This is a genomic window from Kitasatospora sp. NPDC042419, from assembly GCF_056437345.1.
Genome location: NZ_JBWKAW010000029.1, coordinates 65,903 through 88,962, shown reverse-complemented (window position 1 = coordinate 88,962; position 23,060 = coordinate 65,903). Strand labels below are relative to the sequence as shown.

The window sequence follows — 23,060 nt, the reverse complement described above, 5'->3', positions numbered from 1 at the left end:
GACCCTGCGTCGGCCCGCCGCCGGCCCGGCGTCAGGTCAGTGCTTCAGGCCCTCCAGGTGCCCGAGGTCGTTCCAGACCTCGACGGCCGGCGCGCCGTACTCCCAGGAGAGGACGCAGAGCGCGGCGGTGCCGAGCTTGAACCGCTGGGCGTACTCGGGCGGCAGGCCCAGCCAGCGCGCGGTCAGGATGCGCAGCAGGTGACCGTGGGCGAAGAGCACCACGTCGCGGTCGGCGCAGTGCATCACGGTGGTGTCCGGGTGCGGCACGCCGTGCGTCTCGTTGAGGTCGGCGAGGAGGGCGTCCACCCGGGCCGCGACGTCGGAGAGCTTCTCGCCGCCGGGCACGCCGTCGCGCCAGATCAGCCAGCCGGGGTGGTCGGTGGCCCGGATGTCGGCGCCGGTCCGGCCCTCGTACTGTCCGTAGTCCCACTCCAGCAGTTCGGGGCGCTCCACGGCGCGGTCGCCGAGGCCGGCCAGCGCACAGGTCTCCTTGGCGCGGTCCAGCGGGCTGGTGTAGACGAGGGCGTCGGGCAGACCGCCCCAGGGGGCCTTGGCCAGCCGGGCGCCGAGCGCCCGGGCCATCGCCCGGCCCTCCTCGGTCAGCGGGATGTCGGTACGGCCGGTGTGGCGGCCGGTGGCGGACCACTCGGTCTCGCCGTGGCGGACCAGCAGGATTCGGGCGGGCATGGCAGGCTCCTCGCGCACGGGACGGAGTCGACGGTCGGCCTCACCATTGAGCACCGGTCTCCATGATCCCTCACCCGTGCGCCGCCCACGATCCCGGCCGCCCCGCAGGACTCCCCGGGCCCCGGGCCCGACACCGCCCGGATCCGGGTCGCGGCCGCCAACGGCCGGGCCCCGCCGCTTTGTCGGACCCGGATGCGACACTGGGCCGCACCATGAACGTCTCGACGAACGCCCCGTCCGGCGGGCCCGCGGAGCCGCTCGCCCAGCGGCTCGCCACGCTGCGCGGACCGGCGCCGCAGCGCAGTCTGAACGCCCGCGCCCTCGCCGCGCTGGCCGCCAACCCGGGGTGCCACCGCCGGGCCGTGCTGGACGCGGCCGGGGTGGACAAGTCCGCGCTGGCCGCCCGGCTCGGCCACCCCACCCCGTTCGGACAGTCGCCGTTCGCCCTCGCGCGCGGCGTCATCTTCGAGTCCCGGCTGAAGGAGGACGGTTACGCGGCACTGCTGGAGCCGCTCCGCCACCGGCTGGGCCTCCCGGACGACGGCGGCACCCCGCTCGCCGTGCCGGACCTGCTGCGCTCCTCCGGTCCGGCGGTCCGGGCCGACCGGACGGCGGCGGCGCTGGCGGAGGCCGCCGCCGACCCGGACGCCTGGACCCTGCTCGACCACCCGCTGCTGCGGCTCACCGTCGCCGGATCCACCGCCTACCTGGAGCCGGACGCCGTCGTGGTGCACGGCGGGCGGTGCACCGTCGTCGAGATCAAGTCCTTCCCGGTGCTGGACGGCAGCGCCGACCCGGCCAAGGTGGGCGCCGCCGCCCGGCAGGCCGCCGTCTACGTGCTGGCGCTCCAGGAGACCGCCGCCGCGCTGGCCGGGCTCGACCCCGACCCCGACCCGTACGCCGAGCAGCGGCTGCCGGGCAGCCCGCGGTCGACCGTGCTGCTGGTCTGCCCCAAGGACTTCGGCAACCGGCCGACCGCCGTCCCGGTGGACGTCCGCCGGGAGCTGGCCACCACCCGCCGCCAGCTCAGCCGGATGACCGGCATCGACCGGCTGCTGGACGCGCTGCCGCCCGGGGCGGACTTCGACCTCTCCCCCGACGGGAGCGGCGCCCCGGTGCGTTCGGCCGAGGAGCTGGCCGGGTCGGTCGAGGCGGTGCCCGCGGCCTACAGCCCGGACTGCCTCTCCGCCTGCGAACTGGGGTTCCACTGCCGTGCCCGGGCCCGCTGCGACGACCGGGTCGAACAGCTGGGCCGGGGTGTGCGCGGCGAGCTGGGCACCATCCGCACGGTCACCGAGGCACTGACCGTCGCCCACGACGGCCCGCCCGCCGGGCGCGGCGCCGAGGCCGGGGGCTCCCGCGACGGAGCCGCCGGGGGCGGCGGCACCCGGGACGGGCACGCGGAGGACGAGGCCGCCGCCCGGCTGGCCTACGCCGCCGCGCTGCGCGCCGAGGCCCTGGGCCGCCCGCTGCCCGCCGCCGGAGGCGCCCGGTGAGCCTGCTGACCACCCTCGCCCGGCTGGAGGCCGTCCGCAGCAGCCGGGCCGAACCGCTGGCGACCGTCCGCCACCGCCACCTGTCCGACCGGCCGATGGTGGTCGTCCCGCTGACGGCGGCCGGCGAGGCAGGCGCGCCGCTGGCCGTGCTGCTCGGCACCGACCGGGACGCACCGCGGCTGCACATCGTCCCGCAGCCGCTCAACCGCACGCAGCGCTTCGACTTCCTCGCCGAGCTGGCCGCCGACCTGCTGCCCTACCTGGAGTCCTTCGGCGACGACGTGGAGCAGATCGAGGGCTCCGAGAAGGACCCGGAGACCGGGGAGAAGACCCAGGTCTTCCGCGAGCTGTGCGCGGACGCGCCGCAGGTGATCGTGCCCAACACGGGCGGGGTCCGCCACCTCGCGCTGCTCGGCCGTTCGACCCGGTTCCGGCGCACCGCCGAGGACGAGGAGCCCGGCCCGTACCCGGCGCCGGTGCGGGTGCCGCTGCTCGGCCGCTGGCTGACCCACCTCACCGACCGCGCGATGGTCCCCGGCTCCAGCCTGCTGCTGCCGGTGACCGGCCTGCTCGCCCGGCACTGGGCGACCGGCCAGAGCCACCTGGAGGACCAGCACCTGGCCGCCCTGCTCGCCTGGCACGCGCCGCCGCCCGGGCTGACCGGCGCCGAGGCGGCCGAGCGGGCCGAGACCGCGCGGGACGCCGAGGGCCGGCTGCTCCACCCGCCCGCCGGCCCGGCCACCGACCCGGTCTTCGACGCGAAGGCGCTCGCCCCGGCGATCGCGCGCTACGACGCCGCCGCGGCGGCCCTGGCCGCGCTGTCGGACGGCCCGGCGGCCGGCGACCCGGCCGCCGCCGAGCGGGCCCGGGAGGCCGTCCGGGTCGCGGTCGAGCAGCTGCGCGCCGTGCACGCCGAGCAGCTGCTGCCCACCTGGCACGACGTCTGGCACGGTCTGGACCTGCTGCGCACGCTGCCCCCGGGGGGCCACCTGGCGGAGCGCTGGACCGGCGACCGCTGGTCGTACACCGGCCACCGGGACCGGCTGGCGGCCGGCGAGCCGCCGCAGCCCCGGGTGGACGACGCCGTGACGGCCGCCCGGAAGCTGGCCCAGCGCGAGCGCGAGCAGTCCCGGCTGGACGTCCAGGAGGCCCTGGACGACCCGCTGGCGATGGCCGAGCACCGGCTGGCCGGTGAGGCGTTCACGGGCGTGGTGACCGAGGTGGTGCCGGACTACGACACCTCGGGCCGGTCGCCGAAGCCCCGTCCGCTGGTGACGGTCCGCACCGACGACCGCCCGCACGCCGACCTCGGCCGGGAGGCGCACCGGGTGCGGACGTCCCCCGGGCCGGAGTCCGGGGGAGGACCGGCGGCGCAGAAGGCGCAGATCGCGGCGGTCGACCGGACGGCGGGCACGATCACCGTGCGGATGCTCTCCGGGATGGGGCGCAGGAAGGAGCCCGAGCCGGGGAGCCTGCCCGAACCGGGCGAGCGGGTCACCTTCACCCTGTTCGAACTGACGGTCCGGCAGGCCGCGCCGCTGCCCGATCCGGACGACACCCCGTGGACGCACGGCGGCCCGCCCGGTGCCACCGTCACCCTGACGGCGGCCGCCCCCGCGGCCACCGAGGATTGGGAGTGATCCGGCCGATGAGTACCGAGCAGACCCCCGGCGCGGCCGCCGACGCCGCGGTGGCGCGGATCCTGGCGGCGACGATCCACCCGGCCGTCGGCGCACCGCGCGGGGTGGTGGTGGACTCGCCGCCCGGCGCCGGCAAGTCGACCCTGGTGGTGCGGGCCGCCCGGGAGCTGGTCGCGTCCGGCGAGCGGCTGATGATCGTCGCCCAGACCAACGGCCAGGTCGACGACCTGGTGGACCGGCTGGCCGCGAAGGCGTCCGACCTGACGATCGGCCGGCTGCACGCGGCGGACTCCCGGCCGGGGCCCGAGGTGCTGCGGCACGCCAACGTCACGCCCTCCGACAAGGTCGCCGACCTCGCCGAACTGGACGTGGTGATCTCCACCTCCGCCAAGTGGCAGTGGGTGCGGGCCGAGCAGCCCTGGCGGCACGCGATCGTCGACGAGGCGTACCAGATGCGCTCGGACGCGCTGCTCGCCGTGGCCCGGCTGTTCGAACGGGCCCTGTTCGTCGGCGATCCGGGCCAGCTGGACCCGTTCACGGTGGTCGGCACCGAGCAGTGGGCCGGCCTGTCGTACGACCCGTCGAGCAGTGCGGTGGTCACCCTGCTGGCGCACAACCCGCAGATCGAGCCGCACCGGCTGCCGGTGTCCTGGCGGCTGCCCGCCAGCGCGGCGCCGCTGATCTCCGGCGCGTTCTACCCGTACACGCCGTTCCGCTCGGGCACCGGCCCGGAGGACCGCCGGCTGACGGCGGCGGTCCGCCCGGACGGCACCCCGCTGGACGCGGCGATCGACCGGGCCGCCGAGCACGGCTGGGCACTGCTGGAGCTGCCGGCCCGGCACACCGTGCGGACCGATCCGCAGGCGGTCGCCGCCGTCGCGGCGACCGTCCGCAGACTGCTGGAGCGCGGGCTGACGGCCCACTCCGAGCAGGGGTCCGCGCCGCTCACACCGGGCCGGATCGCGGTCGGCACCGCCCACCGGGACCAGGCGGCGGCCGTCCGGGCGGCGCTGGTCCGGGCCGGGGTGCCGGTCGACCCGACGGCCGGGGCCGCGGTGACGGTGGACACCGCCAACCGGCTGCAGGGGCGGGAGTACGACGTCACCGTGGTGCTGCACCCGCTCTCCGGGCGGCCCGACGCGACCGCGTTCCACCTGGAGACCGGCCGGCTCTGCGTCCTGGCCTCCCGCCACCGGCACGCCTGCATCGTGGTGGCCCGGGCCGGGATCGCGGAACTGCTGGACGAGCACCCGGCCACCGAACCGGTGCAGTTGGGCGTCCCGGTCACCTTCCCCGACGGCTGGGAGGCCAACCACCGGGTGCTGCACCACCTGGCCGACCACCGGGTGCGGCTGGGCCGCTGAGCTCCCCCGCACCCGATCGCCCGCACCCGGGCGCGGCCGCCGGGGAGGTCGCCGGAGGTCACCGAGGAGGGTCGCCGGGCGCCGGCACCGCAGGTGCACGCCCCCGGCGCACCCGGTGGGAATAGCGCCCGGACTCGCACCGTTCCGTTACCGGCCGCCGCCGCGAGACAATGGACGGCGGCCACGACCGGGCGGCGCCCGTCCCGAGCAGTCCGCCGCCCGCCCCTACCGAGCACCCGGAGGTGTCCGTCCATGCCCGACTCCCATGCGCAGGCGTCCGACCCGAGCGGCCCGGCCGCGGCGGCCGGTCCCGGCGCGGGTGCCGGTACGGCGCCCGGCCGGCGGCAGCGCCCGGTGCAGCTGCTGTTCGAGCCGCAGGCCGACGAACCGGAGCCGGAGCGCTTCTTCGATCTGGAGTCCATAGACGACCCGGCCGAGCTGCTGCGCCGCTCCACCGAGCTGGCGCTGGCCTTCCGCGCGGCCGCCGAGCGGGCCACCGACTTCCAGGCGGTCGCCGCGGCGCAGCTGGCGGACCCGCGCCGGTTCGACGCGCTCTCGGAGGCCGAGATCGCGGGCCGGGCGGACTGGACGCCGGACTACGCGGCGAAGATGGTCGAGTACGGCCGCAGCCTGCTCCAGCCCCGCCGGCACGAGGACTGAGACCGGTCCGGGCCGGGGGGACACCGGCCCGGACCCGCGCCGCGGGCCCCGTTCCGGGCCTCGTTCCGGGCCACGTCCCGGGCCGGATCCCCGGCCCCGCGCGTCGGCGCCGCCCTCCCCGCCGCCGCTGGCATATGCCCGGGGAAAGCGGAAGAGTACGCCCCCGGCCGCTCCGCTGTCCGGTAAACCGCGCTTTCCCTCCCGGCCACGCCGCGGACACCCCACCCTGCTGTGCGTGGACATCTGGACGTATCAGTCGGTGGAGTACGTGACCGTGGCCGGGGAGGCCTGGCTCGCCTCCGCCAGCGAGTACCCGCGCAGCATGCGCGCCCTCTGGGAGTCCCGCCCGTGGGCGCCCTCGGTGCTGCCCTGCGGGCGTGCCTTCGACGTGATCAGCATGCCCGCCCTGTTCGGGCGCCGGGTGCTGGACGAGCTGTGGGCCTCGGGGCCGGGCTGCGGTCCGGTGGCCGCCTACCGGGGTCGGACGCTGCTGTTCGTCCGGCCGGGGGCGGCGGCCCGGCTGCGCCGGCTGCTGGCCTGGGAGGAGTGGGCCCGGGACGTACCGCCCCTGCTCTGCCACGGGCAGGGCGACGCGGTGACCGTCCCGCCGGTGCAGCGGATGGTGAACAGCCCGGACTCCCCCGGGCTGGGCGCCGGCCGGTGGATCGTCGCCCCGGACAGCCGGGAGCCGTGGCTGCCGGGCGCCCCGGTGGTGCTCTGGGCCTGTGTCCGGGCGGCCCGGGAGCCGGCCGCCGCCCTGCGCTGAGGTCGCGGAGGCGGCCGCGCCCCGTCCCCGGGCGCGAAGCGGGGCCTCTCGGGGCGGGGCCAGGCGAAGCGGTGCCTCTCAGGGCGGGGCGGGCACGGTCCCGGGCGGCACGGTCCCGGGCGGCGCGGTCCCGGGCGGCGCGGGGCGGGCCCGGCGCCGGGTGCGGGTATTCGATTTTGGCCGGGCCGCGCCCCGCTGCTAAAGTCTTCTCTGTCAGCAGGCGCCGCTAGCTCAGTTGGTTAGAGCAGCTGACTCTTAATCAGCGGGTCCGGGGTTCGAGTCCCTGGCGGCGCACAGACAGCCGGAAGGCCCTTCGCGAGAGCGAAGGGCCTTCCGGCGTTTCCGGACACCGCCGGGCCCAAGCCGGGCCCACCCCGCGCGGGCCTCCGGGGCGCGGGCCTCCGGGGCGCGGGCCTCCGGGGCGCGGGCCTCCGGGGCGCGGGCCTCCGGGGCGCGGGCCTCCGGGGCCGGCCGGGGTGGAGCCCCCGGCCGGCCCCGGGCGGTGTCAGCGCCCGCGCAGCGCGCGGTAGCGGGCGACCAGCTCGGCGGTGGAGCTGTCCAGCGCCTCCGCGCCCTCGCCGGTCAGCAGCACCGGCTCGATCCGCTTGGCGAGCACCTTGCCGAGTTCGACGCCCCACTGGTCGAAGGAGTCGATGTTCCAGATCGCGCCCTGGACGAACACCTTGTGCTCGTAGAGGGCGACCAGCTGGCCGAGCACCGACGGGGTCAGCTCGCCGGCCAGGATCGTGGTGGTCGGGTGGTTGCCGCGGAAGGTCTTGTGCGGGACCAGCTCGGCCGGCACGCCCTCGGCCGCGACCTCCTCCGGCGTCTTGCCGAAGGCCAGCGCCTGGGTCTGCGCGAAGAAGTTGGCGAGCAGCAGGTCGTGCTGGGCGACCAGGCCGGGCAGGAGGTCGGCGACCGGCCGGGCGAAGCCGATGAAGTCGGCCGGGATCAGCTTGGTGCCCTGGTGGAGCAGCTGGTAGTAGGCGTGCTGGCCGTTGGTGCCGGGGGTGCCCCAGACCACCGGGCCGGTCTGCCAGTTCACCGGGTTGCCGTCGCGGTCCACCGACTTGCCGTTGGACTCCATGTCCAGCTGCTGGAGGTAGGCGGTGAACTTCGACAGGTAGTGCGAGTACGGCAGCACGGCGTGCGCCTGGGCGTCGAAGAAGGCGCCGTACCAGACCCCGAGCAGGCCGAGCAGCAGCGGGACGTTCTCCTCGGGGGGCGCGGTGCGGAAGTGCTCGTCGACCAGGTGGAAGCCGTCCAGCATCTCGCGGAAGGCGTCCGGGCCGATGGCGATCATCAGCGAGAGGCCGATCGCCGAGTCGTAGGAGTAGCGGCCGCCGACCCAGTCCCAGAACTCGAACATGTTGGCGGTGTCGATGCCGAAGTCGGCGACGCCCTCGGCGTTGGTGGAGAGCGCGACGAAGTGCTTGGCCACCGCGTCGGTGTCGGCGCGCAGGCCGGTGAGCAGCCAGTTGCGGGCGGAGACCGCGTTGGTGATGGTCTCGATGGTGGTGAAGGTCTTCGACGCGACGACGAAGAGCGTCTCGGCCGGGTCGAGGTCGCGGACGGCCTCGTGCAGGTCGGCGCCGTCCACGTTGGAGACGAAGCGGACGTCGATGCCGCGGTCGGTGTAGGAGCGCAGCACCTCGTAGGCCATGGCGGGGCCGAGGTCGGAGCCGCCGATGCCGATGTTGACGACGGTGCGGATCCGCTCGCCGGTGTGGCCGCGCCAGGCTCCGCTGCGGACCTGCTCGGCGAAGGCGGCCATCTTGTCGAGCACGGCGTGGACGCCGGGCACCACGTTCTCGCCGTCGACCTCGATCACGGCGCCGCGCGGGGCGCGCAGCGCGGTGTGCAGGACGGCCCGGTGCTCGGTGGTGTTGATCTTCTCGCCGCGGAACATGGCGTCCCGCAGGGCCGCGACGCCGGTGGCGTCGGCCAGCTCGCGCAGCAGCGCCAGCGTCTCGTCGGTGACGAGTTGCTTGGCGTAGTCGACGTGCAGGTCGCCGACCTGGAGGGTGTAGCGGCGGCCGCGCTCCGGGTCGGCGGCGAACAGGTCGCGCAGGTGCGTCTCGCCGAACTCCTCCCGGTGCTTGGCGAGGGCGGCCCACTGCGGGGTGCGGTCCAGCGGGGTTCGGGCGTCGGCGCGGGTCTCCGACATCGGTTGCTCCTCGTTTCGTCTGGGTGCGGATACCGGCAGGGCCAGGCGGGAGGGTTTCGCGAGGTCGTGCAGGTTCCGGGGGTGCGCCGACTCCGTTGGCGGCCTTGCCCGGGGCAAGCCTATGCAACGTCGGGACCCGGGGTGCGCATTCCGTTCGTCGGCGTCCGGTCGGCGGTCGCCGCTGTTCAGGCGCGCGCCGCGGTGCGGCCGCCCGGATGTCACGGCCCGTCCGACCGGGCGTCACGGCCCCGGTGTCCGGGCTTCACGGCCCCCGGCGTCCGGGCGGGCGGCGGGGCCGGCCCGGACGGCCCGTCACTTCCGTTCGGAGCGCAGGTCCAGGCCGCGGAGCACCTGGTCGACGAGTTCCGGGTCGGCGCCGGTCTCGGCGCGGGCGACCAGCATCTCGCGCCGGGAGGCGGCGATCATCTCCTGCTCGACGCTGTGGGCGGCGCGCCACTGGGCGAGGCGCTGCTTGGCCTCGGTGGCCTCCTCCTCCGCGTAGTTCTCGGGGCAGAGCCGGGCCAGCCGGTCGTGCTGACGGTCCCGCAGTCGGTCGGCGACCTCGGCGGGCAGCTTGTCCTCGTCCTCCAGTTCGCCGAGCCGGACGAGGCCGGCCTTGGCGGCGCGCCACCAGAGCAGGCGGACCTGCTGCTCGTGCTTGTCGTGGTCGAGGTCGAGGTGGAGCCACTTGGCCAGCCAGGGCAGGGTGAGGCCCTGGACCAGCAGGGTGAAGAGCACCACGCTGAAGGCGATGAAGACCAGCCGGCCGCGCTCCGGGAAGGCCTCGCCGGAGTCGAGGGTGAGCGGGACGGCCAGGGCCAGCGCGACGGTCGCCACCCCGCGCATCCCGGACCACCAGAGCACCACGCTCTCCTGCCAGCTGATCGGGGTGTCCTCCTCGGAGCCGGCCCGCAGCTTCTGGGAGAGCCAGCCGGCCGGCAGCAGCCAGAGCAGCCGGACCACGACGACCACGGCGATCACCACGGCGGCGTCGCCGAGCATGCTGGTCCAGCCGGAGCCGGCCTCCTTGAGGACGGTGGCCAGTTCGAGCCCGATCAGGCCGAAGGCGACGCCGGTGATCAGGATCTCGACGATCTCCCAGAACGCGTTGCCGACCAGCCGGTAGGAGACGGCGTCGGCGTCGGCGGCCCGTTCGGCCAGGTAGAGCCCGCAGACCACGACGGCGAGGACGCCGGAGCCGTGGATCTCCTCGGCCAGGCTGTAGGCGGCGAACGGCACCAGCAGGTTGAGCGCTACCTGCTGGGTCGGGTCCTCCAGGTAGGAGGCGAGCTTGGTGTTGGCCCACCCGAGGGCGATGCCGATGAGGACGGCGAGCACGGCCGAGAGGACGAACCGGAGCACGGCGTGGCCGGCCGAGAAGTCGCCGCCGACGACCGCGTCGATGGCCAGCGAGTAGATGACGATCGCGGTGACGTCGTTGAACAGGCCCTCGCTCTCCAGGATCGCCACCAGGCGCCGGGGCAGGCCGACGCTGCCGGCCACCGCGACGGCGGCGACCGGGTCGGGCGGTGAGACCAGGGCGCCGACCGCGATGGCGGCGGCGACCGGGAGCGCGGGCAGCAGCCAGTGCACGGCGCCGGCCACCGCGGCGGTGGTGACCACCACCAGGGCGACGGCGAGCAGCAGGATGGAGCGGATGTTGGCCTTGAAGTAGCGGACCGAGGAGCGCCGGGCGACGGCGAAGATCAGCGGCGGCAGGACCAGCGGCAGGATCAGGTCGGGGTCGATGGCGATGTCGGGGATCTGCGGGACCACCGCCATGACGATGCCGAGCAGGGTCATCAGCACCGGTTGCGGCACGCCCGTCCGGCGGGCCAGCGGCATGGTCACCACGGAGGCGAGCAGCACCAGGAAGAGCAGGGGCAGCTGGCCCACGGGGAGGTTCCTCTCGGCGGCGGACGGGTGCGGCGGCGGTTCCGGACGTGATCCGGGCCGCCGTCGAGGATAAATCTGACAATGCTCTCAACTGTGGCAACGCGCCGGGGATAGGGGTTGACCTCAAGCAGGCTTCATGTCTGATGATCGAGGCCCGATGACCGAGCAGGCAGGAGCTCCCCCCATGAAGGCAGTCACCGTCCCCCGGTTCGGCGGTCCCGAGGTGCTGCGGGTGACCGAGGTGCCCGACCCCGTCCCCGGGCCGGGCGAGGTGCGGGTCCGGGTCTACGCGGCGGGGGTGCAGCCGGTCGACCTGTCCATCCGCGAGGGCCACGCCCCGGTCGGTGTCGACATAGCGCCCGGACTCGTCCCCGGCAACGAGTTCTCCGGGGTGATCGACCGGATCGGCCCCGGCACCGAGGGCTGGGAGACGGGTGACGAGGTGCTCGGCTTCCGGCTGCTCGGCTGCAGCGCCGAACTGGTCGTCGCGGACGCCGCCCGGCTGGTCCGCAAGCCGGCCGGGATGCCCTGGGAGCAGGCCGGGGCGCTCTCCGCCTCCGGGCAGACCGCGCACATCGCGCTCGGCCAGCTGAAGGTCGGCGAGGGCGACACCGTGCTGGTCCACGGCGCCGCCGGCGGCGTCGGCACGGTCGCCGTCCAGCTGGCCCGGGCCTGGGGCGCCACGGTGATCGGCACCGCGAGCGAGCGCAACCACGACTACCTGCGGGAGCTCGGCGCGATCCCCGTCACCTACGGCGAGGGGCTGGTCGAGCGGGTCCGGGCCCTCGCCCCGCAGGGCGTGGACGCGGCCTTCGACGCGGCCGGGCGCGGCGCGCTGGAGGCCTCCGTCGAGCTGGTCGCCGACCGGGACCGGATCGGCACCGTGGTCGACTACCCGGGCGCCGGGCGGCTGGGCGTCCAGGGGATCCGCGGGGAGCGGACGGCGGCCCGGCTGGCCGAACTGGTCGGCCTCTGGGAGTCGGGCGTGCTGCGGGTGGAGATCGCCGACGCCTTCCCGCTGGGGCGGGCGGCCGACGCCCACCGGCTGGTCGGCGCCGGGCACGTCCGGGGCAAGGTCGTCCTCGTGCCGTGACGGCGGGGAGCCGGGACCGCGGCCGCCGCGGGTGCGGGGGGCCGGGACCGCGGCCGCCGCGGGTGCGGGGTGCTGCGGGTGCCGGGGGCGGGCGCCGGGCCGATTGTGCGTTTCGGCCGCTGACCAGGTAATGTTCCTGCCGTCAGCAGGCGCCGCTAGCTCAGTTGGTTAGAGCAGCTGACTCTTAATCAGCGGGTCCGGGGTTCGAGTCCCTGGCGGCGCACAGACAGCCGGAAGGCCCCTCGTGAGAGCGAGGGGCCTTCCGGCGTTTCCGCGCCCCGCGGCCGCCGGGCGCCCCCGCGGGGGCGCGGCCCGGCGCCGGGGTCAGTGCGGGATGGCGGCGATCAGCTCGGAGGCGCCCTGCCGCTTCAGGGCGAGGGCGGTCGCCGTGCCGAGGTCCTCCGGGCTCAGCGAGCCGGCCCACTCGTGGGCGTCCAGGATCTGCTTGCCGTCCGGGGTGAAGACCCGCCCGCGCAGCGAGAGGCGGCCGTCCGCCTCGGCCCGGGCGTAGCCGGCGATCGGCGAGTTGCAGTGGCCCTGCAGCACGTGCAGGAACATCCGCTCGGCGCTCGCCTCGCGCCAGGTCGGGTGGTCGCCGAGGCCGGCGACGGCGCCGATGGTGGCGGTGTCCTCGATGCGGCACTGGAGGGCCAGGATGCCGGCGCCGATCGGCGGGCACATCGTCTCGACCGGGAGGACCTCGCTGATCCGCGCCGCCTCGCCGATCCGCTCCAGCCCGGAGAGCGCCAGCAGCAGGGCGTCCGCCTCCCCCGCCGCCAGCTTGGCCAGCCGGCTGTTGGCGTTGCCGCGCATCGGCACGCACTCCAGGTGCGGGTGGGAGGCGGCGAGCTGGGCCCGGCGGCGGACCGAGGAGGTGCCGATCCGGGCGCCGGCCGGCAGCTCGTCGAGGGTGAGGCCGCCCGGGTGGACGAGCGCGTCGCGGATGTCGTCGCGGCGCAGGTAGGCGGCGAACACCGTGCCGGTCGGCAGCGGGCGGTCGGCCGGCACGTCCTTGAGGCAGTGCACGGCGAGGTCGGCCTCGCCGGCGAGCAGCGCCTCGTCCACCTCCTTGGTGAAGGCGCCCTTGCCGCCGAGCCGGGCGAGGTCGCCCATCCACCGGTCCCCGGAGGTGGTCACCGGCACCACCTCGGTGCGCAGTCCCGGGTGTAGGGCGGCGAGTTCGGCCCGGACCCGCTCGACCTGGGCGAGCGCCATGGGTGAGGACCGGGAGACGATGCGGATCAACTCTGCGCTGGTCATGTCTGGATGATAGGCAGTCAGTCTTAAGCGTCCGTTGTCCGGTCACCCGGACGGAGGTGGCGCGCCGGGGCCGGCGCGGGGGCCCGGGCGATCAGGTACTCGGCGACCACCAGGTTGATCAGCCAGCTCGTCCAGGCGGCGGCCGCGTACGCCTGGTCGAACGGGACGCCGACGGCGTCCGCCACGACGAGCCAGACCCGCAGGGTCGCCCCGGCGAAGATCAGCGCGTAGGAGCGGGTCATCCAGGCGCGGTGGCGGGCGATCTCGCCGCGCCGGACGGCCCGCCAGGCGACGGCCGTGGAGAGCAGCAGCAGGACGTCCAGCGTCCCGAAGCCGATCGGCGCGATCGGGCCGACCAGCGCCTTCGGCACCAGCACCAGGCCCCCCGCGCCGGTCACCAGGACGGTGGCCAGGTAGACCCGGCCGATCGTCCGGTGCAGGCCCGGGCGGCGGGCGCGCAGCCGGGGCAGGAACTGCCAGGGGCCGAGCAGGATCGCCAGCACGCCGCCGCCGACGTGCAGGACGAGCGGGAGCCGGTTGGCCAGGTAGACCGCCCGCTGCTCGTCCAGGAAGACCTCGGGGTCGAGCGTGAGGTAGCGGGAGGTGAGCAGGGCGGTGGCGGCGGCCAGCGCGGTGACCGCGAACCAGCCGGCCCGGCGCGCCCGGCCGGTGCCGGCCCGGCCCGGGGCCCCGGCGGCTGCGGGCGGCGGCGAAGGAGCGGTCGGCGCGGACGGTCCGGGCGGCACGGGCGGCCAGGACGGCGCGGGCGGCGCGGGGGTGCCGGTCGGGGCACGGGGGTCCGGAGCGTTCATGCCCCGGACGGTACGGATCCGGGCCGGTCGCGCACGTCCGCCCGCCGGGGTGGTCCGGCCTGCTCCGGCCGGTCGGCCGGGCACCCCCGGAGGCGGTACCGGCGGGCGCCGCACCACCCGGCGGAGGGTGCCGGAATACCCCGGCAGGGCGATGCGCGGCCCGGCCGGCCGCCGCTACCGTTCGGCCCGTGCGCCCGCACCACCGCGCGGCGGTCACCGCCCTGACCCGGGAGCCGCCATGAGCCCTCCGTCCGTGATCCGGCCGATCAGCGCGGTCCGGACGGGCCTGCCGAACCTGCTGGGCCGGCTGGTCCCGGCGGCCTGGTCCGACCGGGCGGGCCTGCCGGCCCGGCTCCGGACCAACCCCAGGGACGCCGCGCTGGCGAGCGTGGCCCTGGTCGCCATGGCCGTCGACCGGTTCCAGGCGGCCGACGCGCTGCGCGGCGGGCTGCCCGCCGCGCTGGTGCTCAGCACGGTCGTGGCCGGCGCGCTGGCCGTCCGGCGGACCCTGCCGCTGGCCGGCTACCTGGTGGGCTCGGCGGCGCTCTCGGCGGAGGCGCTGTTCGTCCTGCCCAGCGCCGTCTCGCCGTACGCGAACCTGGTCGGCCTCTACTCGCTCGGCCTGCACGGGACGCGCCGGCGCGCCTGGCTCGGGCCGTTCGCCGCCCTGCTCGGCATGGCCGCCTACTTCACCGACCTCGCCCGCACCTACCCCGCCATCCCCGCCGGCGTGCTCTTCCTCTGGCTGCTCGGCTGGGCCGTCGGCTACGGGACGGCCCGGCGGGCCGAGGACCGGGAGGCCGCCCGGCTGCGGCTGCGCCAGCAGGTCGTGGCCGAGGAACGGGCCCGGCTGGCCCGCGAACTGCACGACCTGGTCGGGCACACCCTGAACGTCGTGCTGGTCCAGGCCGGCGCCGCCCGCCGGCTGCTCGACCGGGAGCCCGAGCGCACCCGCGAGCTGCTCTCCGGGATGGAGCACAGCGGCCGCGAGGCGCTGGACGACCTCGACCGCGTCCTCGGGCTGCTGCGGCGGGGCGCCGAGCTGCCCGGCGGGCCCGCCCTGCAGCCGGGCCTGGCCGACCTGGACCGGCTCACCGGACGGCTGGAGCAGGCTGGCCTGCAGGTGGACGTGCGGGTCGACCCGGGTGCCCGGCGGGTGCCGCGCAGCCTCGACGTGTCGGCGTACCGGATCGTCCAGGAGGCGCTCACCAACACCGTCAAGCACGCCCGGGCCCGGACGGTCTCGGTCACCGTCCGGTGCGCCGGGGGCTCGCTCGACATCGAGGTGAGCGACGACGGCCGGGGCGCCGACGGCGGGTACACGCCCGGCCGGGGCCTGCTGGGCATCACCGAGCGGGTCTCGATGCTCGGCGGCAGTGTCGAGCACGAGCGCGGCGAGCGGGGCGGCTTCCGGCTCCGTGCCGTGCTCCCGATCCCGTGACCGTCCGGGTCGTCGTGGCCGACGACGACGCGCTGCTGCGGGCGGGGGTGGCCCTCGTGCTGGAGACCGACGACCGGATCGAGGTGGTCGGCCAGGCCGCGGACGGGCTGCGGGCGGTCGAGCTCTGCCGGCGGCTGGAGCCGGACGTCGTCCTGATGGACGTCCGGATGCCCGGCATCGACGGGGTGGAGGCGACCCGGCGGATCACCGCCGCCGCGCTGCCCACCCGGGTGCTGGTGCTGACCACCTTCCACCACGACGACTACGTGTGGGGCGCGCTGCGGGCCGGGGCGGCCGGCTTCCTGCTCAAGCGGGCCTCGGCCGAGCGGCTCATCGACGCGGTCCACACGCTCGCCGGGGGTGAGTCCGTGCTGGACCCCGCGGTGACCCGGGACCTGGTGGCGCAGGTGGTCGGCCGTGGTCCGGAACGGCCCCCGCCGACAGCGGAGGACGCCCGGCTCGCCCAGCTGACGGCGCGCGAGCGGGAGGTGCTGCGGCTGGCGGCGGAGGGGCGGTCCAACCGGGAGATCGCCGCGGTGCTGGTGCTCGCCGAGTCGACGGTGAAGACCCACATGAAGCGGATCCTGGCGAAGATCGACGCCCGGGACCGCGCCCAGGCGGTCGCCATCTCGTACCGGAGCGGGCTGATGCCGCCCCGGGACCCGCTGGGCGGGTACTGACGGCGGCCGGGCGGGGCCGGCCGGAGCGCGTGGTCCTCCCCGGTCGGCCCCGCCGGGCCGACCGGGGAGGAGCTGGCACCGCCGGTCCTGACGGGAACGGCGGTCAGGACGCGCCTTCCCGGCGCGCCGGGAAGGCGTGGGTGCGGGCGGCGAGGACGACCGCGAGGACGGGGAGCAGCAGGAGCAGCACGGCCCAGGGGAAGGAGTCCGCGCCGAGCCCGTCCAGCAGCAGGCCCCCGGCCACGCCCCCGCCGGCCATCGCCGCGTTCCAGAGGGTGACCAGCATGGCCTGCGCGGCGTCCGCCTGCCCGCCGCCCGCGTCGCCGGCGGCGGTCTGCAGCAGGGTCGGGATGCCACCCCAGCCGAGGCCCCAGAGCACCGCGGCGGCGTAGACCGGGGCGGCGCTGTCGGCCAGCAGGCCGAGGACGGCGGCCGCGGCGGCCACCAGCAGGGTGGCGGCGACGGTCAGGGTGCGCAGCCTGCGGTGGATGTGCGCGCCGGTGAACCAGATGCTCACCAGTGAGGCGACGCCGAAGGCGAGCAGCACGGCGTCGGTGGCGTCGCCCATGCCGCGCCGGTCGAGGTAGGGGGCGATGTAGGTGTAGAGGACGGTGTGCGCGAGGACGAAGACGAAGGTCACGGCCAGGACCGGGGTCACCCCGGGGACGGCCAGGGCGCGCAGCACCGGGGTCCGTTCGGCCCGGGCCCGGCCGGGGTGTTCGGGGACGGTCGCGGCGATCCAGGCGGTCACGGCGACGGCCAGCGCCGTCATGATCAGGAACGGCGCCCGCCAGTCGAGCACCTTGCCGAGGAAGGTGCCGGCGGGCACCCCCAGCGACAGGGCGAGCGGGACGCCGGTCATCGCGACGGCGATCGCCCGGCCCTGGAGCTCGGGCGGTGCGAGGCGGCGGGCGTACCCGGCCAGCAGCGCCCAGGCGAGGCCGGCGGCGACCCCGGCGACGAACCGGGCGGCCATGGTGAGCGGGTAGCTGCCGGAGAGCGCGGTGACGGTGTTGGCGACGGCGAACCCGGCCATGGCGGTGAGCAGCAGGCGGCGGCGCCCCCAGCCGGCGGTGGCCGCGGTCAGCGGGAGGGCGGTGGCGGCGGTGCCGATCGCGTAGACGGTGACGGCCTGGCCCGCGGCGGACTCGCCGACGCCGAGGTCGGCGCTCATGGCGGGCAGGACGCCCGCGGGCAGGGTTTCGGTGAGGGCCGTGACGAAGACGGCGGTGGCGAGCGCCAGCAGGGCGGGCAGGGGCAGTTTCCGCTGCTCGACGGCGGCGGGAGGGGCGATGGTCGGCATGGCCGATATGCTCAAACCCTCACACTGATGTGAGGGTCAATCAGGCCGGCTGTGAGGTGGGGCACATGCGGATCGGCGAGCTGTCCGAGCGGACCGGGGCGTCCCGGCGGCTGCTGCGGTACTACGAGGAGCAGGGCCTGATCCTGGCCGACCGCTGTGCCAACGGCTACCGCGCCTACGACGAGCCGACCGTGGACCGGGTGCTGCAGATCCGGGGGCTGCTCGACTCGGGGCTGCCGACCAGGATCATCAAACAGATCCTGCCCTGCCTCGACAAGCCCCGGGCCATCCACTTCCCGGACGCCACCCCGGAGATGATCGCCACCCTGGAGCAGGAGCTGGCCGGCATGAGCGAGCGGATCCGCTGCCTCACCCGCAACCGGGACGCGATCGCCGAGTACCTGGAGGCCGTCCGGGTGGACCGCTGAGCGGCGGGGCGGCCCGGGTGGACCGCTGAGCGGCGGGGCGGCCCGGGTGGACCGCTGAGCGGCGGGGGCCTTCCCGCCGCCGCCCAGCGGCCGTCCGGTCAGCGGCGGAAGTAGGAGTCGAAGTTCTTCGAGAACTCCCGGCCGCCGAACTGGTCCCAGTTGATCGACCAGGTCATCAGGCCGCGCAGGCCCGGCTGGGCGCCGGCCCTCGGCACGTAGCTGCCGCAGTTGGTGAGCTTGGTGAGGCAGTCCAGCGCCTTGTTGACCTCGGCGGGGGCGACGTAGCCGTTGCCCGCGTTGGTGGTGGCCGGCATGCCGATGGCGACCTTGGAGGCCGGCAGCGGCGGGAAGACGTTGTTCGCGTTGCCCGCCACCGGGAAGCCCTTGAGCAGCAGGTCGGTCATCGCGACGTGGAAGTCGGCGCCGCCCATCGAGTGGTACTGGTTGTCCAGGCCCATGATGGAGCCGGAGTTGTAGTCCTGGACGTGCAGCAGGGTGAGGTCGTCGCGCAGGGCGTGGATCACCGGCAGGTAGGCGCCGGCGCGCGGGTCCTGGCCGCCCCAGGGGCCGGAGCCGTAGTACTGGTAGCCCAGCTGGACGAAGAACGTCTCCGGGGCCATGGTCAGCACGAAGTTCGGCCCGTACTTGGCCTTCAGCGTCCTGATCGCGGAGATCAGGTTGACGACGACCGGGCTGGTCGGGTTCTTGAAGTCGGTGTCGCCGGTCTGCAGGGACAGCGAGTGGCCCTCGAAGTCGATGTCCAGGCCGTCCAGGCCCCACTTGTCGATGATCGCCGAGACCGAGCTGACGAAGGCGTCCCGGGCGGCCGTGGTGGTGAGCTGGACCTGGCCGTTCTGGCCGCCGATCGAGATCAGCACCTTCTTGCCCTTGGCGCGCTTCGCGGCGATGGCGGCCTTGAAGTCGGCGTCGGACTCGACGGTCGGGCACTCGGTGACCGGGCAGCGGTTGAACCGGATGTCGCCGGAGGTGACGGAGGTCGGCTCGCCGAAGGAGAGGTTGATGAAGTCCCAGGAGTCCGGGACGTCGGCGACCTTCGTGTAGCCGGCACCGTTGGCGAAGCTGGCGTGCAGGTAGCCGACCAGGGCCTTGCCGCCGGGCGGCGGCGAGGTGGGGGTGACGGTGGGCGTCACCGTCGGGGTCACGGTGGGCGTCACCGTGGGCGTCACCGTCGGGGTGACGGTCGGGGTGACGGTGGGCGTCACGGTCGGCGTCGCGGTCGGGCTGGGCGCGCCCGGGCCGTCCAGCGAGACGTCGTCGGCGTAGTACGTGCCCTGCCCGTACCAGCCGTGCGTGTAGACGGTGGCGCTGGTCTGCGTGGCGCCGGTGGTGAAGCTGACGCTGAGCTTCTGGTACGCGCCGCCGGTGCCGGGCGTCCAGGTGGAGGTGCCGCCGTCCACGCCGAGGTAGACGTACGAGCCCTTCAGGTACGCGCTGAGCGTGTAGGTGGTGCCGGGCGCGACCGTGACGGTCTGCGCGCAGCGGGCGGAGTCGCTCGCCGAGGCGGCCGCCGCCAGGGCGTAACCGCCGCCGTGGGACTGGCCGGTGACGACGCTGCCGGTCGACGCGGAGCAGCTCCACGGACCGAGGGCGCCGCTCTCGAACCCGCCGTTGACGAGGAACTCGCCGGCGGAGGCGGAGGGCGCGAGGCCCAGGGTGAGGCCGACCATGGTGGCGGCGGCGACCGCGGACGCGGTGCCGGCGGCCAGCAGCGTGCGCGGGCGGCGGCGGGTGGCGGGCACGGCGGGCACAGGTGATCTGCGCATGTGGGGGACTCCTTGCGGAGGCGCGGGTGTGGGGGACGTCCGGGGCAGGCCGGGGCGCACCGGTGGTGGGGGAACGGCGCGGCCAGGCATACGAGTTGGACTAGACCACTGAAGTGGATACGGCGGTTCGGTGTCAATGGTCCAGACCGGTTCCGGCCGCGCCCGCGGGCCCTCCGCGGCCTCCCCCGGTTGCCGTCCGTGACACCCCGTCGAAGCATGGAGGGGTGACGTCCACCGGTTACCTCCGCTACCCCCACCTGCGCGGGGACCTCCTGGCGTTCACCGCCGAGGACGACGTCTGGCTCGCACCGCTCGACGGCGACGCCGCCACCGGCCGGGCCTGGCGGGTCACCTGCGACCGCACCCGGGTCAGCCACCCCCGCCTCTCCCCCGACGGCCGCACCCTCGCCTGGACCGGCTGGCAGAGCCTGGCCCCCGAGATCTGGACCGCCCCCGTCGACGGCGGCGAGGCCCTCCGGCTCAGCCACTGGGGCAGCCAGGACACCCGGCTGCGCGGCTGGCTGCCGGACGGCGAACTGCTCGCCGTCACCTCGTACCACGAGCCCTTCGGCCACTACACCTGGGCGCACGCCCTGCCCGCCGACGGCGGACCCGGCCGCCGGATGCCCTGGGGACCGGTCGGCGACGCCCAGGCCGGCCCCGTCCACACCGTGCTGCTCACCGGCGCCGCCCCGCACGAGCCCGCCGCCTGGAAGCGCTACCGGGGCGGCGCCACCGGACGGCTCTGGGTGGACGGCGAACGCATCCTGGAGGGCCACCCCGGCCACCTCGCCTCACCGATGTCCGTCACCTCCGCCGACGGCGACCGGATCGCCTTCCTCTCCGACCACGAGGGCATCGGCAACCTCTACTCCTGCCGCCCCGACGGCACCGACCTGCGCCGCCACACCGACCACGCCTCCTACTACGCCCGCGAGGCCGCCACCGACGGCACCCGGATCGTCTACCAGCACGCCGGCGACCTCTGGCTGCTCGACGGCCTGGACGCCCCCGCCCCGCGCCGGCTGGACGTCCCGCTCGGCGGCGCCCGGGCCGGCCGGCGCCCGTTCCAGGTGAACGCCGCCTCCCACGTCAAGGACCTCGCCTGCGACCAGACCGGCCGGGCCGGGGTGATCACCGTCCGCGGCAGCCAGTACTGGCTCACCCACCGCGACGGCCCCGCCCGGGCCCTCGCCGACACCCCCGGCGTCCGCACCCGGCTGCCGGTCGTCCTCGGCCACACCGGCGAGGCCGCCTGGATCACCGACGCCCTCGGCGAGGACGCGGTCGAGATCATGCCGCTGCCCGGCCACGAGCAGGCCCCCGCACAGCGCGGCCACCGGGTGGTCGCCGCCGGCCTGCTCGGCCGCGTCCTGGAACTCACCGCCTCCCCCGACGGCGCCCACCTGGCCGCCGTCGCCTCCGACGGGCGACTGCTGCTGCTCGGCACCGCCGACGGCACCGTCCGCGAACTCGCCGCCTCCGGCCACGGCCCGGTCGCCGGAGCCCGGTTCTCCCCCGACTCGCACTGGCTCGCCTGGTCCCAGCCCGCCGCCGGCCGCTCGCTGCGCCGCATCCGGCTCACCCGCACCGACGTGCCCGCACCGGTCACCGACGTCACCGACGGCCGCTTCGAGGACGAGCAGCCGGTCTTCACCCGGGACGGCCGCTACCTGGCCTTCCTCTCCTGGCGCGGCTTCGACCCGGTGCACGACGTGCACACCGGCGACCTCTCCTTCCCGCTCGGCTGCCGCCCCTACCTCGTCCCGCTCACCGCCGACACGCCGTCCCCGTTCGCCGCCCCCGCCGAGGACGGCGCCCCGCGCGGCGACGGCGGCGGCGACGGAACCGTGCACGTCGACCCCGAGGGCATCGGCGAACGGCTGCTCCCCTTCCCCGTGCTCGCCTCCAAGTACTCGGCCACCGACAGCGTCCGGGGCGGGCTGGTCTGGCTGCGCTGGCCGATCTCCGGCACCCTCGGGCAGACCTTCACCAACCCCGACGACACCTCCGGCCGCCCCTCCCTGGAGTACTTCGACCTGGCCCGCGGCAGCCGCACCACCCTCGCCGACAAGCTCGACGGCTACGCCGTCTCCGGGGACGGCGGCTCGGTCGCCGTCTACTCGGCCGGCACCCTGCGGATCCTCCCGGTCACCGCCCCCACCGCCGCCACCTCCGTCGACCTGCGCCGGATCACCCACACCGTGCGCCCGGCCGCCGAATGGCGGCAGTCCTACGCGGAGGCCGCCCGGATCGTCCGCGACCAGTTCTGGGACGCCGGGATGTCCGGGCTGGACTGGCCCGCCCTGGTCGCCCAGTACGAGCCGCTGCTGGACCGGATCGCCGGCCCCGACGACTTCGCCGACCTGCTGCGCGAACTCCTCGGCGAACTCGGCACCTCGCACGCCTACGTCACCCCCTCCCGGCGCGGCGAGGGGCCCGCCCTCGCCCAGCAGCCGCTCGGCCTGCTCGGCGCCAACGCCCACCGCTCCCCCGACGGGCGCTGGCTGCTCGACCGCATCCTCCCCGGCGAGTCCTCCGACCCGCGCGCCCGCGCCCCGCTCGCCGCCCAGGGCGTCCGCGACGGCGACGAGCTGCTCGCCGTGGCCGGCCGCCCCGTCGACCCGGTGCGCGGACCGCTCCCGCTGCTCGCCGGCACCGGCGGGACCAGCGTGGAGCTGACCCTGCGCAGCGGCGGGGCGGGCGGGGACGGCCCGGGCGCTCCGGGCGGGGAACGGGGCGGCCCGGGCGGCCCGGTACGGCGGATCACCGTCACCCCGCTCACCGACGAGCGGCCCGTCCGCTACCAGGACTGGGTGGCCAAACGGCGCGCCCTGGTCCGCGAATTCAGCGACGGCCGCTGCGGCTACCTGCACATCCCCGACCTCGGCGGCTCCGGCTGGGCCCAGTTCAACCGGGACCTGCGGCGGGAGCTGGACAAGCCCGCGGTCGTCCTCGACGTCCGCGGGAACGCCGGCGGCAACGTCTCGGAACTGGTGCTGGAGAAACTCACCCGACGGGTGCTGGCCTGGGACTTCAGCCGCGGCCGGGAGCCGGTCCGGTGGCCGCGCGACGCGCCGCGCGGGCCCGTGGTGGCGCTCGCCGACGAGGCCACCAGCTCCGACGGCGACGTCATCATCGCGGCGATCAGGCTGCTCGGGCTCGGCCCGGTGGTCGGCAACCGGACCTGGGGCGGCGTGGTCGGCATGACCGGACGGCACACGCTCGGCGACGGGACCCAGATCTCGGTGCCGAAGAACGCCTCCTGGTTCACCGGCGGGCTCGGCTGGTCGGTGGAGAACCGGGGCGTCGAACCGGACGTGCACGTGCTGCGCGCGCCCCGGGACTGGGCCACCGGCCGCTACCCCGAGCTGGTCACGGCGGTGCGGCTGGCGCTGGACCTGCTGGACGACGCACCGGCCGCCGTCCCCCCGCCCGCCGACACCCCCCGGCCGGACCTGCGCCGCCCGCCGCTGCCGCCCCGGGATCGGTGACGGGACGGCGGCGGCGGGCGGCGGATCGGGGGGGGGTAGCGGGAACGGGTGCAGGGGGCTCCCGGCGGGCGGGGCCCCCTACGGTGCTC

General features: G+C 75.9%; 17 protein-coding genes and 2 tRNA genes. 12 read left to right on the top strand and 7 right to left on the bottom strand.

Features of this window, described 5'->3' with window-relative positions:
- Positions 1–36: 36 nt before the first annotated feature.
- Entirely contained in the window at positions 37–687 is a 651-nt protein-coding gene (locus AC067J_RS35705) for a histidine phosphatase family protein (RefSeq protein ID WP_478306432.1), read from the bottom strand.
- A gap of 212 nt (positions 688–899) precedes the next feature.
- Here AC067J_RS35705 and AC067J_RS35700 point away from each other — a divergent pair, with 212 nt between their 5' ends.
- The 6 genes from AC067J_RS35700 (at position 900) to AC067J_RS35675 (ending at position 6,907) form a co-directional block, all read left to right on the top strand.
- Complete coding sequence (locus AC067J_RS35700; RefSeq protein ID WP_478306431.1) at positions 900–2,183, top strand: hypothetical protein; 1,284 nt, start codon at positions 900–902, stop codon at positions 2,181–2,183.
- Positions 2,180–3,823, top strand: a complete 1,644-nt coding sequence (locus AC067J_RS35695; RefSeq protein ID WP_478306429.1) for a hypothetical protein — start codon at positions 2,180–2,182, stop codon at positions 3,821–3,823. The genes AC067J_RS35700 and AC067J_RS35695 overlap by 4 nt, the downstream gene beginning before the upstream one ends.
- Before the next feature lie 8 nt (positions 3,824–3,831).
- Complete coding sequence (locus AC067J_RS35690; protein WP_478306427.1) at positions 3,832–5,187, top strand: AAA family ATPase; 1,356 nt, start codon at positions 3,832–3,834, stop codon at positions 5,185–5,187.
- Between the two features lie 252 nt (positions 5,188–5,439).
- Positions 5,440–5,847 carry a hypothetical protein gene (locus AC067J_RS35685; protein ID WP_478306425.1) on the top strand — a complete coding sequence of 136 codons (408 nt, stop codon included), beginning with the start codon at positions 5,440–5,442 and terminating at the stop codon, positions 5,845–5,847.
- A 235-nt stretch (positions 5,848–6,082) separates the two neighbouring features.
- Positions 6,083–6,613, top strand: coding sequence for a bifunctional DNA primase/polymerase (locus AC067J_RS35680; RefSeq protein ID WP_478306423.1), 531 nt, complete (start codon positions 6,083–6,085; stop codon positions 6,611–6,613).
- A 220-nt stretch (positions 6,614–6,833) separates the two neighbouring features.
- Positions 6,834–6,907: transfer RNA gene (locus tag AC067J_RS35675), tRNA-Lys, on the top strand.
- A 211-nt stretch (positions 6,908–7,118) separates the two neighbouring features.
- Here the strand turns inward: AC067J_RS35675 and pgi are convergent.
- Together pgi and AC067J_RS35665 are read right to left on the bottom strand one after the other, a co-directional pair.
- Positions 7,119–8,780: a glucose-6-phosphate isomerase gene (gene pgi, locus AC067J_RS35670; RefSeq protein WP_478306421.1), complete on the bottom strand. Its 1,662-nt coding sequence runs from the start codon at positions 8,778–8,780 to the stop codon at positions 7,119–7,121.
- A 312-nt stretch (positions 8,781–9,092) separates the two neighbouring features.
- Complete coding sequence (locus AC067J_RS35665) at positions 9,093–10,676, bottom strand: Na+/H+ antiporter (RefSeq protein WP_478306419.1); 1,584 nt, start codon at positions 10,674–10,676, stop codon at positions 9,093–9,095.
- Between the two features lie 184 nt (positions 10,677–10,860).
- On the opposite strand from AC067J_RS35665, the gene AC067J_RS35660 reads away from it, so the two are divergent.
- Together AC067J_RS35660 and AC067J_RS35655 are read left to right on the top strand one after the other, a co-directional pair.
- Complete coding sequence (locus AC067J_RS35660) at positions 10,861–11,769, top strand: NADP-dependent oxidoreductase (protein ID WP_478306417.1); 909 nt, start codon at positions 10,861–10,863, stop codon at positions 11,767–11,769.
- Positions 11,770–11,918: 149 nt separating this feature from the next.
- Positions 11,919–11,992 (top strand) — tRNA-Lys (locus AC067J_RS35655).
- Between the two features lie 101 nt (positions 11,993–12,093).
- On the opposite strand, the gene hemC is transcribed toward AC067J_RS35655, so the two are convergent.
- On the bottom strand, positions 12,094–13,029 hold the full coding sequence (gene hemC, locus AC067J_RS35650; protein WP_478306416.1) for a hydroxymethylbilane synthase: 936 nt from the start codon (positions 13,027–13,029) through the stop codon (positions 12,094–12,096).
- Positions 13,030–13,052: 23 nt separating this feature from the next.
- Complete coding sequence (locus AC067J_RS35645; RefSeq protein WP_478306414.1) at positions 13,053–13,841, bottom strand: DUF2306 domain-containing protein; 789 nt, start codon at positions 13,839–13,841, stop codon at positions 13,053–13,055.
- Between the two features lie 238 nt (positions 13,842–14,079).
- Here AC067J_RS35645 and AC067J_RS35640 point away from each other — a divergent pair, with 238 nt between their 5' ends.
- Together AC067J_RS35640 and AC067J_RS35635 are read left to right on the top strand one after the other, a co-directional pair.
- Complete coding sequence (locus AC067J_RS35640; protein WP_478306412.1) at positions 14,080–15,282, top strand: sensor histidine kinase; 1,203 nt, start codon at positions 14,080–14,082, stop codon at positions 15,280–15,282.
- 14 nt (positions 15,283–15,296) lie between these two features.
- A complete protein-coding gene (locus AC067J_RS35635) occupies positions 15,297–15,962 on the top strand; it encodes a response regulator (RefSeq protein ID WP_478306410.1) in 666 nt (221 codons plus the stop codon).
- A 103-nt stretch (positions 15,963–16,065) separates the two neighbouring features.
- Here AC067J_RS35635 and AC067J_RS35630 read toward each other — a convergent pair whose 3' ends face one another.
- On the bottom strand, positions 16,066–17,265 hold the full coding sequence (locus AC067J_RS35630) for an MFS transporter (RefSeq protein ID WP_478306408.1): 1,200 nt from the start codon (positions 17,263–17,265) through the stop codon (positions 16,066–16,068).
- 65 nt (positions 17,266–17,330) lie between these two features.
- Between AC067J_RS35630 and AC067J_RS35625 the strand changes: the two genes are divergently transcribed.
- On the top strand, positions 17,331–17,693 hold the full coding sequence (locus tag AC067J_RS35625) for a MerR family transcriptional regulator (protein WP_478306406.1): 363 nt from the start codon (positions 17,331–17,333) through the stop codon (positions 17,691–17,693).
- Between the two features lie 98 nt (positions 17,694–17,791).
- On the opposite strand, the gene AC067J_RS35620 is transcribed toward AC067J_RS35625, so the two are convergent.
- On the bottom strand, positions 17,792–19,477 hold the full coding sequence (locus AC067J_RS35620) for a chitinase (RefSeq protein WP_478306404.1): 1,686 nt from the start codon (positions 19,475–19,477) through the stop codon (positions 17,792–17,794).
- A 224-nt stretch (positions 19,478–19,701) separates the two neighbouring features.
- Between AC067J_RS35620 and AC067J_RS35615 the strand changes: the two genes are divergently transcribed.
- Entirely contained in the window at positions 19,702–22,971 is a 3,270-nt protein-coding gene (locus tag AC067J_RS35615; protein WP_478306402.1) for a S41 family peptidase, read from the top strand.
- The last annotated feature ends 89 nt before the right edge of the window (positions 22,972–23,060 follow it).

Excerpts from the sequence above, each read along its gene's own strand:
- AC067J_RS35705 (WP_478306432.1), bottom strand. The coding sequence starts at position 687 with ATGCCCGCCCGAATCCTGCTGGTCCGCCACGGCGAGACCGAGTGGTCC.
- AC067J_RS35700 (WP_478306431.1), top strand. The coding sequence starts at position 900 with ATGAACGTCTCGACGAACGCCCCGTCCGGCGGGCCCGCGGAGCCGCTC.
- AC067J_RS35690 (WP_478306427.1), top strand. The coding sequence starts at position 3,832 with ATGAGTACCGAGCAGACCCCCGGCGCGGCCGCCGACGCCGCGGTGGCG.
- AC067J_RS35685 (WP_478306425.1), top strand. The coding sequence starts at position 5,440 with ATGCCCGACTCCCATGCGCAGGCGTCCGACCCGAGCGGCCCGGCCGCG.
- pgi (WP_478306421.1), bottom strand. The coding sequence starts at position 8,780 with ATGTCGGAGACCCGCGCCGACGCCCGAACCCCGCTGGACCGCACCCCG.
- AC067J_RS35660 (WP_478306417.1), top strand. The coding sequence starts at position 10,861 with ATGAAGGCAGTCACCGTCCCCCGGTTCGGCGGTCCCGAGGTGCTGCGG.
- hemC (WP_478306416.1), bottom strand. The coding sequence starts at position 13,029 with ATGACCAGCGCAGAGTTGATCCGCATCGTCTCCCGGTCCTCACCCATG.
- AC067J_RS35645 (WP_478306414.1), bottom strand. The coding sequence starts at position 13,841 with ATGAACGCTCCGGACCCCCGTGCCCCGACCGGCACCCCCGCGCCGCCC.
- AC067J_RS35640 (WP_478306412.1), top strand. The coding sequence starts at position 14,080 with ATGAGCCCTCCGTCCGTGATCCGGCCGATCAGCGCGGTCCGGACGGGC.
- AC067J_RS35630 (WP_478306408.1), bottom strand. The coding sequence starts at position 17,265 with ATGCCGACCATCGCCCCTCCCGCCGCCGTCGAGCAGCGGAAACTGCCC.
- AC067J_RS35625 (WP_478306406.1), top strand. The coding sequence starts at position 17,331 with ATGCGGATCGGCGAGCTGTCCGAGCGGACCGGGGCGTCCCGGCGGCTG.
- AC067J_RS35620 (WP_478306404.1), bottom strand. The coding sequence starts at position 19,477 with ATGCGCAGATCACCTGTGCCCGCCGTGCCCGCCACCCGCCGCCGCCCG.